The organism is Aliterella atlantica CENA595 (genome assembly GCF_000952155.1).
Classification (GTDB): domain Bacteria; phylum Cyanobacteriota; class Cyanobacteriia; order Cyanobacteriales; family Chroococcidiopsidaceae; genus Aliterella; species Aliterella atlantica.
This window is the reverse complement of record NZ_JYON01000029.1, coordinates 25,565-37,742: the sequence shown is the minus strand read 5'-3', so window position 1 is coordinate 37,742 and position 12,178 is coordinate 25,565. Positions and strand designations below refer to the sequence as shown.

At 44.7% G+C, this 12,178-nt stretch carries 10 protein-coding genes; 3 read left to right on the top strand and 7 right to left on the bottom strand.

The features are described from left to right. The first annotated feature begins 414 nt into the window (after positions 1 to 414). Both UH38_RS20590 and ftsZ read left to right on the top strand, forming a co-directional pair. The gene (locus UH38_RS20590; protein ID WP_045056571.1) at positions 415 to 1,233 is read left to right on the top strand and encodes a cell division protein FtsQ/DivIB; all 819 of its coding nucleotides are present in this window, start codon (positions 415 to 417) and stop codon (positions 1,231 to 1,233) included. A 501-nt stretch (positions 1,234 to 1,734) separates the two neighbouring features. Further along, positions 1,735 to 3,006 carry a cell division protein FtsZ gene (ftsZ, locus tag UH38_RS20585; RefSeq protein ID WP_045056570.1) on the top strand — a complete coding sequence of 424 codons (1,272 nt, stop codon included), beginning with the start codon at positions 1,735 to 1,737 and terminating at the stop codon, positions 3,004 to 3,006. A 29-nt stretch (positions 3,007 to 3,035) separates the two neighbouring features. Here ftsZ and gshB read toward each other — a convergent pair whose 3' ends face one another. From gshB to grpE, 7 genes are all read right to left on the bottom strand, one after another. After that, positions 3,036 to 3,995 (bottom strand): glutathione synthase, encoded by a 960-nt coding sequence (gene gshB / locus UH38_RS20580; RefSeq protein WP_200892542.1) that lies wholly within the window; start codon positions 3,993 to 3,995, stop codon positions 3,036 to 3,038. Positions 3,996 to 4,067: 72 nt separating this feature from the next. Then, the gene (gene grxC / locus UH38_RS20575; protein ID WP_045056568.1) at positions 4,068 to 4,331 is read right to left on the bottom strand and encodes a glutaredoxin 3; all 264 of its coding nucleotides are present in this window, start codon (positions 4,329 to 4,331) and stop codon (positions 4,068 to 4,070) included. 133 nt (positions 4,332 to 4,464) lie between these two features. After that, positions 4,465 to 5,535: a small ribosomal subunit biogenesis GTPase RsgA gene (gene rsgA / locus UH38_RS20570; RefSeq protein ID WP_144405728.1), complete on the bottom strand. Its 1,071-nt coding sequence runs from the start codon at positions 5,533 to 5,535 to the stop codon at positions 4,465 to 4,467. Continuing rightward, positions 5,532 to 5,783 carry a sulfurtransferase TusA family protein gene (locus tag UH38_RS20565; RefSeq protein ID WP_045056566.1) on the bottom strand — a complete coding sequence of 84 codons (252 nt, stop codon included), beginning with the start codon at positions 5,781 to 5,783 and terminating at the stop codon, positions 5,532 to 5,534. Before UH38_RS20565 ends, rsgA begins: the two co-directional genes overlap by 4 nt. Further along, entirely contained in the window at positions 5,780 to 6,913 is a 1,134-nt protein-coding gene (gene dnaJ / locus UH38_RS20560) for a molecular chaperone DnaJ (protein ID WP_045056565.1), read from the bottom strand. Before dnaJ ends, UH38_RS20565 begins: the two co-directional genes overlap by 4 nt. Before the next feature lie 119 nt (positions 6,914 to 7,032). Next, complete coding sequence (gene dnaK / locus UH38_RS20555) at positions 7,033 to 9,006, bottom strand: molecular chaperone DnaK (protein ID WP_045056564.1); 1,974 nt, start codon at positions 9,004 to 9,006, stop codon at positions 7,033 to 7,035. Between the two features lie 95 nt (positions 9,007 to 9,101). Then, positions 9,102 to 9,836 (bottom strand): nucleotide exchange factor GrpE, encoded by a 735-nt coding sequence (gene grpE, locus UH38_RS20550; RefSeq protein WP_045056563.1) that lies wholly within the window; start codon positions 9,834 to 9,836, stop codon positions 9,102 to 9,104. Positions 9,837 to 10,139: 303 nt separating this feature from the next. On the opposite strand from grpE, the gene UH38_RS20545 reads away from it, so the two are divergent. Continuing rightward, positions 10,140 to 12,134 (top strand): GspE/PulE family protein, encoded by a 1,995-nt coding sequence (locus UH38_RS20545; protein ID WP_045056562.1) that lies wholly within the window; start codon positions 10,140 to 10,142, stop codon positions 12,132 to 12,134. The last annotated feature ends 44 nt before the right edge of the window (positions 12,135 to 12,178 follow it).

Below are 12,178 nucleotides of genomic sequence, written 5' to 3'. Positions count from 1 at the left end.
TAACTACTAATAAAACTATATATGTTATCTTTGCTACTTATATTTATTAATTGTTGCAGCTAATTGCTAGAAAACTAAGTGTTTCAGCTAAATTTACAGCATAACTGTTGTAAATTTAGTGACTAATTACAATCATTTATAGATTGAGCTTGACTTTAACTAAGCAATATTTGTTTCTACTCCAAACTTAAAAAATTATGGATTTATGTATTTACACGCAACAGTTGAGAATGTACGTGATACCATACTTGACAATTAAATGTTTGGATTTTAACAGTACATGGCTTACAGGCAGAAAATTCACTGCAAAATCTCAGAGGCTTGCGCCAATGAGAGCATGGGTTAGCTAGTTTAAAACATATATAAAAATCTTAAAAAGGTTTTGATTCTTATTAATATTATTAATACCTGAATATGAAGGATATTACACCTATTTCTCAACTAGAGTTGGAACAGAGACGCTCGGTACTGCGCCGTACCAGAAGGATCGAACAAGCTCAGTCGATTTGGAGAACCTTGGCTGCAAGTTGCCTTTTAGGTGGACTTATCTGGGGAGTTAATCAACCAATTTGGGTAGTAAAGGAAGCCAAGCAAATTACTATTTTTGGCAACAAACTCCTGTCTACGCAGGCGATTCAATCTTATCTACCAGTTGCTTATCCCAAATCTTTGTTAGAAATTCAACCAGAAGAATTAGCCCGCGCTTTGGAATCCCAGCCGACAATTGCCGATGCTAGCATTACGCGCAAACTATTTCCGCCTAGGGTCACGCTGCAAGTGCAAGAAAGAGTACCCGTAGCAGTCGCCATCACCAAAACTCGCGCCCTGCCAACTACAGGTTTAATTGCTGAAGATGGTGTATGGATACCAATTCAAAGTTATGCCGCACCAAACAGTACCTCGTTTCAAATGCCAAAACTAAAAGTTTTAGGACAAGTAGAGCAATATCAACCTTATTGGCGCGAACTTTATCAAACAGTCAGCAAAGCGCAAGTAAAAATAACAGAGATTGATTGTCAAAATCCGCACAACTTAATTTTAAAAACTGAACTAGGAAATGTACATCTCGGTCCTTATAGTCCGCTACTGACAAAACAATTGCAAGTCCTGCAGAGAATGGGTTCCCTGCCAACCAAAGTTCCTCATAGTCAAATTAATTACATAGATTTAAGTAATCCTGATAATCCGTATATTCAAACAAAATTTCTTGAACCAAAAACCAAGCAAAATTAGGCGTAGGTAGTGTAACCTAGTGACTGTAAAGCAAATTGCAGCACCAATAATGTTAGAAAGTCATTTAAGTATCAGACTGCCAGAGCTAGAAATGAAGATACTAGAGCAATATTGTCATAAGTATCAAAGGACAAAAACAGATGTGGTCAGAGAGTTTATTCGCTCCCTCAATCAAAAGCTCTAAAACAGGACTAAAGACTTTTAACCCAAAATTAACTTACTTCTGTCAAAGTAAGCGATCGCAACTAAAAGGAGTAATTACAGATGTTGACACGAAATTTTGACAAATTACTGGTTGTAGCTAAAAATACTTGAAAAACCTTCTCAGCAGCCGGACAATTCTAAGCTACGAATACCTGGCGCGTATATAAGATGAATAATTTGCATCTGATACGCTGACAACAAGTCAAAATCTCAGCTAGAGGAACCAGAAGGCAAATTTATAGTAAACTTTTAGCCATATTACCCAAAGTTGTTTATAAAAATTCAAAAATTGCAATTATGTTTAATAATAAACAAGGGCTTGCCCATAAAAACACTCAATCATCAGGACAGTCTCGGTACGCGCTGGCAGTAAATTCTACCAATCCCTTTAGCAATTCTGGACTGCATTTCGGGCGCGATGCGGGTAATGGCGTACCGGGGGAAGATAACTTGTTAGATGAAATCGTACCCGGTCGAGTAGCTAATATTAAAGTAATTGGCGTTGGCGGCGGTGGCGGCAATGCAGTCAACCGCATGATTGCGAGTAATGTGGCTGGCATTGAATTTTGGACAATCAACACAGACGCTCAAGCATTGGTACAATCATCCCCCTGCAAACGCTTGCAAATCGGACAAAAGCTCACGCGCGGTTTGGGAGCAGGTGGCAATCCAGCAATTGGTCAAAAAGCAGCAGAAGAATCCCGCGATGAAATTGCGGCTGCCTTAGAAGGCTCTGACTTAGTATTTATCACCTCTGGCATGGGTGGTGGTACGGGTACGGGCGCAGCCCCAATAGTTGCAGAAATAGCCAAAGAAATGGGCGCTCTTACAGTTGGTGTCGTGACGCGTCCGTTTGTATTTGAAGGGCGACGACGCACAAGTCAAGCCGAGCAAGGAATTGAAGCATTAGAAAGCCGAGTAGATACGCTCATTGTCATTCCCAACGATAAATTGCTGTCGGTGATTTCCGAACAAACCCCAGTACAAGAAGCTTTTCGCTATGCCGATGACGTTTTGCGTCAGGGGGTGCAGGGAATTTCTGATATTATTACCATCCCTGGTTTAGTCAACGTTGACTTTGCTGATGTACGGGCGATTATGGCAGATGCGGGTTCGGCATTGATGGGAATTGGCATTGGTTCGGGCAAATCTCGTGCTAGGGAAGCTGCTAATGCAGCTATTTCATCGCCCTTACTAGAGTCTTCTATTGAAGGAGCCAGAGGCGTTGTTTTTAATATTACTGGCGGTAGCGATCTAACTTTACATGAGGTAAATGCTGCCGCAGAAACGATTTACGAAGTAGTCGATCCCAATGCCAATATCATTTTTGGCGCAGTGATTGACGATCGATTGCAAGGCGAAGTCAGAATTACAGTTATCGCAACAGGCTTTACAGGCGAAGTTCAAGCTGCCCCTCAAACGCTGACAAAAGTATCCCCGAAACCAGCGCCACCAAATTCCCCCGCAAATACATCGCAGCCAACAGCACCGCAAGCTGCTGAACCTAAAGAAAAGCCAGGACTAGATATACCTGATTTTTTGCAAAGAAGAAGACAACCGCGCCCTTAGAGGGAGTAAGGGCGCGTAGCAAAGCTCCTCTAACGTTGTACCCATTGGATAACTCGCGCCCCTAAGTTCGTCCCATCTAGGCGGTCTATTTCCCTAATGCCAGTAGGGCTAGTAACGTTGACTTCTGTTAAATAGCCGCCAATTACATCAATCCCAACAAAATACAAGCCGTCTCGCCGCAGAAGGGGGGCAACTTCTGCACAAATTTCTTGCTCCCTGTCGGTAATTGCTGTTGATGCTACTGTCCCGCCTGCTGCCATATTGTTGCGAAACTCATTGCCGGAAGATAAGCGATTGAGAGCGCCAATTGGTTCTCCATCGAGTAAAATAATGCGCTTGTCTCCCTCTTTGGCTGCGGGTAAAAACGTCTGCACCATTACCGGAACTCTGCCTTGGAGAGTGCTAAGTTCAACTATAGAGTTGAAGTTGCGATCGCTCGGTTCTAAATACAGTATTCCCTCTCCAGCTTTATTCCCTAAAGGCTTAAGTATTGCTGCGCCTTTGGACTCGACAAATTGGCGAATAATTTGTTTGTCTGGACTAACAATCGTTTCGGGGATCGAATTGGTAAATTGCAGGGCGTACATCTTTTCGTTAGCTGCCCTTAGCCCTTGGGGATTGTTAACTACTAAGGTTTTTGCCTTATCTATATAATCGAGGATGTAGGTGGCGTAGAGGTAAGTGACATCTACAGGCGGATCTGTCCGCATAAATACCGCATCCATAGATTCTAAAGGCGCATTGGTGCGATCGCCTAACTCGTACCAAGGAGATTTTGCTACCCAACGCCCTGCTACTAATTCTACTGGCTGCAATTGCACCCGTTCTAACTGCGCCCAAGCTTTGCCAGCGATAACACTAAGCAAGTTCGCTTGAGTCACCCAAACTTGATGACCAAGCGCTTGCGCTGCTTCCATTAGTGCCACGCTAGTATCGTGACCTGGATCGAGTTTGGCTATAGGATCGATGATAAAAGCAAGTTTTAGCACGCTGACTATTTTTTGTGAATAAAGTGCGACTATGTTCTATTTAACTTGCTTGCGGGGCAATCTTACAGGACATTATTTAGCTGCTAGTAGAGGATCGAGTTTGCCTTGCCAATCTAAATCGTGAATATCGTCGCAGCCGCCTATATGTTGGTCGTTGATAAATATTTGCGGTACAGAACGTCTGCCGTTGGCTCTTTGTGCCATTTGCGATCGCGCTGCTTCATCGCCATCAATACTATATTCTGTAAATTCTACGCCCTTACTTTTGAGTAATTGTTTCGCCCGAATGCAATACGGGCAGGTTCTCCACGTGTAAATTTCAATTTTGGCGCTCATGGCTGGTACTATAAGTAATAATTCTTAATTTTAGAATAGACTTCTGGCAAAAGTAGCGATCCCCCTGTATTCCCCCTTGTCTCCTTGTCCCCTTGTCCCTTGAATTATGGACTTATGCAAGAGGTCTAACAATCTAGCTTGTGCTGGTAGTATTTTCCTCGTTGTCTTCTGTATCCTCGTACAACTGTTGTAGCTGCTGTTGTTGCGTCCGCCGCGATGTGCGCCGATACTTTTTCGTTTCTAGCTTGGGTTCGTACTGACTTTTACCGCGCTTGGTTTTTAACTTGTGACTAGATTCGGGATCTGCTTGTTGGTTGAGAGCATCGGTGCGAGCGATCGCTTCTGCCAAAAAGTCTAAATAATGCTCGTAGCGCTCCCAATCGCCCCTGACAGCGCAGTTTGGCTCGTCTCGGTGCAGGCAATTACTAAATTGACAGCTAGCAACGGCTAATCGCTGTCTAGCTTCGGGAAAATAATTAACCAATTCTTCGGGGGTACAATCTAAATCTGGTTGATTAAACCCAGGAGTATCAGCTAGCAATCCCCCTGTGGGCAAATCAAATAATTCTACGTGGCGGGTAGTATGCCGCCCTCTGCCTAATTTGCCTGAAACTGCACTAACGCGCAAATTTACTGTAGGAATTAGTTGATTGATTAAGCTAGATTTACCGACTCCAGAAGGACCAGCAACAACTGTAATTTTATCTTGTAGTTGCTGGCTAACTGCTTCTATGGCAATATTAGCTTCAACGCTAATAAATATCGGCTCGTAGCCCCACTGTTGCAAGCGCGATCGCCATTCTTCCAATTGTTCGCTGCCAAGTAGGTCGCTTTTATTCAAGCACAAGCATACATCTAAGCTAGTAGATTCTGCTTTGATCAAAAAGCGGCTCAATTGATGGGGATCGAGGGTAGGTTCTTCTAGAGCAAAAACTAACAGAATTTGCTCGGCGTTGGCAATGGGGGGGCGATTTAGCTCTGTCTTTCTGGGCAAAACATTGGCGATCGCACCTCTCCCCCCTGCCCAATCTGGTTCTACTACTTCCACGCGATCGCCTACCATCACTTTCTGCCCAATTTTTTTGAGAAGGGCGCGGCGAGTACACAACAGCAAAGTTTCTGCTAACTTTACTTGGTAGTAATTTGCTTGGACTGCAACTACAGTACCTAACAGGCTGTGCTTATCTTCCTCCAACGCCATCATGCAGCAAGCGGGCGACGTACTAAAAGGGAAAAATAGCCAGATGCCTCCACAATTTGCTCGACGCTATAACCTGCCATTGTCAGGCTGTCGGGGACTTGCTCGATTGGTTCGCCTGGATCTAACCACACTTCTAACAATGCCCCTGGCTGCATTTGTTCCAGACGCAATTTAGTCCGCACAAAGTTGATCGGGCAGGGCGTACCGCGTAAGTCGAGATTGGCATCAGGAGCAGATAATGGATTGCTCATCGCTGAAATAAATTTCCTAAAAATCCGTCTCTACCACCTTTTCCAGTGCGATCGCCTCTAATTTTTGCTAACTTGTCTAGCAATTCTTTCTCTTCGCTAGTAAGTTTGGTGGGAATATCTACTAACACTGTAACTAAATGGTTGCCCCGACTAACTGGATTTCCCAAACGCGGTACGCCATGATTTTCCAAAGTTAGGACTATATTTGGCTGCGTTCCAGGCGCTATAGTTTGTTCTACAGGTCCATCTACTGTATTAATTTCAATTCTTGAGCCTAAAATTGCTTGCAGGTAGCTAATTTTAATCTCCGATAAGATGTCGATGCCATCGCGCTTAAACTCAGCATCTTCATTAACAAACAAATAGACATAAAGATCGCCTGGAGGACCGTTGCGCTGCCCTGCATCGCCCTCTGCGGAAATCCGCAAGCGCGTACCGTTATCTACTCCGGCTGGAATCGTAATTTTGAGCTTTTTCGTAACTTGATGTGCGCCTTTACCTTCGCAAGTTTCGCATTTTTCCTCAATCATCTGCCCCGTACCGTTACAAGTGGGACAAGCGGAAACTTGAGTAAAGCTACCAAAAGGCGTTCTGGTCACGCGGCGTACTTGCCCCGAACCCGTACAAGTCGAGCAAGTCCGAGGACGAGTACCAGGCTTTGCCCCAGAACCAGAGCAAACTTCGCACGTTTCTAGGTGGGAGATGCGAATTTCTTTTTCGCCCCCAAATACAGCTTCTCTAAAGTCTAATTTGAGGTCTAGGCGCAAGTCATCGCCGCGCACCGGACCATTGCGCCGCCGTTGACTTTGACCCCCCGCCACGCCGCCAGCAAAGTTGTTAAATAAGTTCTCGAAAATATCAGCAAAGCCGCCAATGTCGCCAAAGTCTTGAAAGCCAGCGCCAGCACCAGCCGCTACTCCAGCTTCGCCAAAGCGATCGTAGCGATCGCGCATTTCTGGCTCTGATAGCACTTCATAAGCGCGATTGATTTCTTTAAAGCGATCTTCGGCTCCAGCCTCTTTGTTCACGTCTGGGTGGTATTTTCGCGCTAGGCGGCGGTAAGAAGATTTGATTTCTTCTTTGTCTGCATTACGAGAAACACCTAATATTTCGTAGTAGTCGCGAGCCATAAAGCGCTGCTTTGTTTGGAGTTAAGGTTGACTATCGGCTGATGGATATTAGTTTTTAGCTAAATCAAAGCTTCTATTACTAAATGTATCCAAATAATTATATTTCTAACAAGCCTACATTATTCGATCGCCTCATAATCAACTGTAACTGTACTATCTTGATCGAAACTTAGATCGAAGTCATCGTTAGCAGGGGGTGTTGAAGTTTTAGCGCTCGTGGTAGTTTGGGGCAATGTCTGTTTGCTGGCGGTGACAGTTTCAATAAAGTCGTGCGCCCCAGAACTTGCTTTTTTGTAGACGCTAGTACCAATTGTCAGCAACAATTGCTGAAAACTATCTATCTTGTGCGTAACTGTGTCTAAGCTAGTGGCTGAATCGTTGAGCAGTGCTTTTAACTGCGCCATTTCTGTCTCGGCTTGAGTTTTCAAATCGTCACCGATCAAAGCGCCGTTATCTTTTACGGTTGATTCGTAGCTGTAGAATAAGTTTTCAGCTTGGTTTCTCAGTTCAATTAGTTCGATGCGTTTCCTGTCTTGGTCGGCGAACATTTCCGCTTCTTGACGCATCCGTTCGACTTCGCTAGCAGTTAAGCCGCCAGTGCTGGTAATCCGAATGCTTTGTTCTCGCCCCGTACCTTTATCTTGAGCTAAAACTTTTAAAATTCCATTGACATCGATTTCAAAACTGACTTCAATTTGCGGCATACCGCGCGGGGCGGGAGGAATTCCCGCCAAGACAAATCTGCCTAAGCTTTTATTATCTTTTGCCATCGCCCGTTCGCCTTGTAGGACGTGGATTTCTACAGAAATTTGTCCGTCTGTGGCGGTAGAAAATACTTGTGACTTGCTAGTAGGAATTGTGCGATTGCGCTCGATTACTTTGGTAAATACTTCGCCTAAAGTTTCAATACCCAATGATAGCGGCGTAACATCTAAGAGCAATACATCTTGAACTTCGCCGCCTAGCACTCCACCTTGAATTGCTGCGCCTAATGCTACAGCTTCATCTGGGTTGACAGAGCGATCGCTTGCTTTACCGCCAAAGAATTTTTGCAGGGCGTTTTGGACTGCAGGAATGCGGGTAGAACCACCGACTAAAATCACGCGATCGATGTCCGCTGGCTTTAATTCGCTGTCTTTGAGCGCCTGTACCATTGGTTCGATGGTTCTTTCGACTAAGTGAGCGACTAATTCTTCAAATTTGGAGCGGCTTAGTTCCATCTCCATATGCTTAGGTCCCGTTTCATCTGCAGTAATAAATGGCAGATTTATCGACGTTGTGCCGATGGTTGACAGTTCTATTTTTGCTTTCTCTGCGGCTTCTCTGAGGCGCTGGAGCGCCATCTTATCGTGCGACAGGTCAATTTTCTCTTCTTCTTGAAATTGCGACAGCAGCCACAGCACTATGCAGTTATCAAAGTCATCGCCGCCTAAATGGTTATTTCCTGAAGTCGCTTTGACTTCAAATACGCCATCTCCTAGTTGCAAAATCGATACATCAAAAGTACCGCCGCCTAAGTCAAATACCAAGATTTTTTGTTCTCGGTCGAGCTTATCCATGCCATAAGCAAGAGCAGCGGCGGTTGGCTCGTTGATGATTCGCAATACCTCTAATCCAGCAATTGTTCCAGCATCTTTGGTTGCTTGCCTTTGGGCATCGGTAAAGTAGGCAGGGACGGTAATTACAGCTTGGTCTACAGTTTCCCCCAAAAAGTTCTCCGCGTCCTGTTTGAGCTTGTGCAGGATCATTGCCGAAATTTCTTGAGGGGTGTAATTGCGTCCGCGAATTTGTACGTCTACAGTATCGTCACGACCTTTGACGCATTTATAGGGTACGCGCTGACGTTCTGATGCTGTATCTTCCCAGCGCCGCCCAATAAACCGCTTGATACTATAAATTGTATTTTCGGCGTTGGTGACGGCTTGCCGTTTTGCCAACTGCCCGATTAGGCGTTCGCTGCCTTTGCCAAATGCTACTACACTTGGTGTTGTGCGCCCGCCTTCTGAATTGGAAATTACTGTTGGTTGACCACCTTCTAAGATGGCAACACAACTATTTGTCGTGCCTAAGTCGATGCCGATGACTTTTCCCATACTTAGTGGTAGTTTTGCTTTGTTGTCAAAGGTCGTTTATGGAAATGTTTTTCACTTCTATTTAGCGCGAACTTTATAGTTCGTGCAAGCTAAACTTAACTTCCTTCAGTGGCAGTTGTCGAGTCTTCTTCAGAATTTGCTACAGGTTCAGGAGCAGAAGCCACTTTGACCATAGCATGGCGCAAAATGCGATCGCCCAAAAAGTAGCCTCTAACCAACTCTTCTAAAACTGTACCTTCAGGATATTCATCGCTAGGTTGGCGCATTACAGCTTCGTGGAGGCTGGGGTCAAATTCCTTGCCTTCCGGTCGCATGGGGGCTACACCCAAGCGCTTGAGGCAATCTACCAACTGCTTGTAGACGCTTTGATAGCTTTTGTGCATGGACATTTCTGCCTCAGTTTGCGGTTTTAGCTGCGACCTTGCCCGCTCGAAATTATCTACTACTGGCAGCAATTCGGTGATTGTATTGCCTTTGATTTGCTGCTCTAAATCTTCCTTTTCTTTTTGCGATCGCTTGCGGAAGTTATCAAAGTCCGCCACAATTCGCAGATATTGGTTTGTTCGCTCTTCAACTTGAGCTTTGAGCGCTGCTATTTGCGGCTCGTCGGATGATGTTTGGGCTTCGCCGTTAGTTGCAGCCGCATTTTCTGGGGTAGCAACATCGCTGGACATATCCACCCCTGCTTCTGGTGTGGGTGTTGCGGCGGTGTTGGCATCGAAATTAGAATCTGTTGTTGGCGTTGTCTCGTTCATTGTGGCTTGTGAGACCTCTAATGGATCGCTATAAAGTTGATTGTGCGGTTCGGTGATTTTTTCTTCGTCAACCATTATGCCTTAATCCTAGATGCTCAAAACTATGCACATAGAGGCAAAAATTAGTCCGTCTTTTTCTAGGATGCACCAATTACATCGGCAATAACAAAGTTAACAAATATTTTAGTTGCGATCGTTGACATTTTGCCCTGCATTAGTTGGATAGTAAAAGCAAATGGCTGGAGTTAGAGACTGCTAATTGCTTTTTTTGCTGGTTGCCATTGCTACTTTTTATGCGCGATCGCTTCCTCTCATAGCAACTCTGCCCTTAACTTTGGGCATACTTTATCCATAGCAACTTTAAATCGTAAATATTTTATGACTTATTCCTCCTCTCAGCGGCGAGCGCTGATTGTTAAAAATGACTTTTCACCGTTTGGCAATAAAGTAATTGAAGCTGGCTATGCCAATCGCGAACAAATGCAGCAGGCTATAGCTGAAAGCCGCAAGTCAGGTAAACCCCTGACAGAGCTATTGGAATCGGTGACTGGCAAGCAACTAACACCAGACTTGCTCAGGCAGTATAAAAATCAGCAGCTATTTGAACTAAAAATTCTCTACGGAGTCGAAAGTCTCGATCCCCAGGTCAACGAGACTAAAACCGCGCAAGTAGGCAATCTCATTAATACTTTAATTCCGGTCGATGCTTGTCGCCGCTTTCGTTTACTACCTTTAGCAAAAAATGATACTCAACCGCCCTCAGTGGTAGTGGCAATGGTTGAGCCGGATAACCTAGATGCTCAAGATACTTTAAATCGAATTTTACGCCCCAAAGGCTTTAGCTTACAAAGAATAGTAATTACCCAAGAAGACTTTCAGCAAATTTTATCCAAGTATTTAGACGAACAAGTAGAAAAGCAAAAGCAAGTAGACTTAGAAAAATCGGTTGATGTCAAATCAGAGCTAGAAAATCTGGACTTGCAAGACGCGCCGGATGATGTAGATGCCGATTTAGGCGCGGCTGTTCAAGATGCGGGCGCTGCACCTGTAATTGGGTTAGTAAACAAAATCCTGGTTAAAGCTCTCCAGGAAAAAGTATCAGATATACACATTGAGCCGCAAGAAGAATCTTTGCGGATCCGCTTTCGTAAAGATGGCGTGTTGAGACAAGCTTTTGAACCTTTGCCCAAGCAAATTGTCCCAGCAGTTACCGCCCGCTTTAAGATTATTTCGGACTTAGATATTGCCGAACGCCGGATGCCTCAAGATGGTCGTATCCGCCGGATGTTTGAAGGCAGAAAAGTAGACTTTCGGGTTAGCACTTTGCCTAGCCGCTACGGGGAAAAAGTGGTACTGCGGATTTTAGATAACTCGTCAACTCAACTAGGCTTAGATAAACTTATTAGCGATCCTGAGAGCCTGCAAATTGTCAGAGACATGGCTAGCCGTCCGTTTGGACTATTGCTAGTAACTGGACCTACTGGTTCTGGTAAATCGACGACTTTGTACTCAGTATTAGCAGAACGCAACGATCCAGGCGTAAATATTAGCACTGCTGAAGACCCGATTGAATACTCATTGCCAGGAATTACTCAAGTACAGGTAATTCGCGAAAAAGGCATGGACTTTGCTTCAATTTTGCGCTCCTTCTTGCGTCAAGATCCAGACGTGATTCTAGTGGGTGAGACGCGAGATAAAGAAACAGCCAAAACAGCGATTGAAGCCGCCTTAACCGGACACTTGGTACTGACTACATTACACACTAACGATGCCGCAGGTGCGATCGCTCGTTTGGACGAAATGGGTGTAGAACCTTTCATGGTGTCGGGAGCGTTGCTAGGTGTAGTTGCTCAACGTCTAATGCGGCGCGTTTGTTCGGGGTGTAAAATTGCCTACACGCCTACCTCCGCAGAATTAGCTAGATTTGGGTTAACAAGTTCTCAAGATGTAGCTATTACCTTGTATAAAGCTAATACTCTACAGCCAGAGCAAATCCAGCAAGCCCGCAGTGCCGGACAACTTTGCCAAAATTGTAGCGGTGTAGGTTACAAAGGACGATGTGGCGTTTACGAAGTGATGCGGATCACCGAGCGATTGCAGACCTTAATTACCGAGGGAGCGCCGACAGAACGGATCAAAGAAGTAGCAGTCGAAGAAGGCATGATCACTTTGCTTGCTTACAGCCTCAATTTAGTTCGCCAAGGCAATACAACATTAGAAGAAGTAGAACGAGTAACCTTTACTGATTCTGGCTTAGAAGCTGAACTAAAAGCAAAACGCAAGACCGCTTTAGAGTGCCGAGTTTGCAGCGCTCAATTGCAACAAGAATGGCTAGACTGTCCGTACTGTATGACCTCGCGTTTTCAAGAGTAACAAATAGCAAAAGACTACAAATACTATTAATCGGGAAATAAACA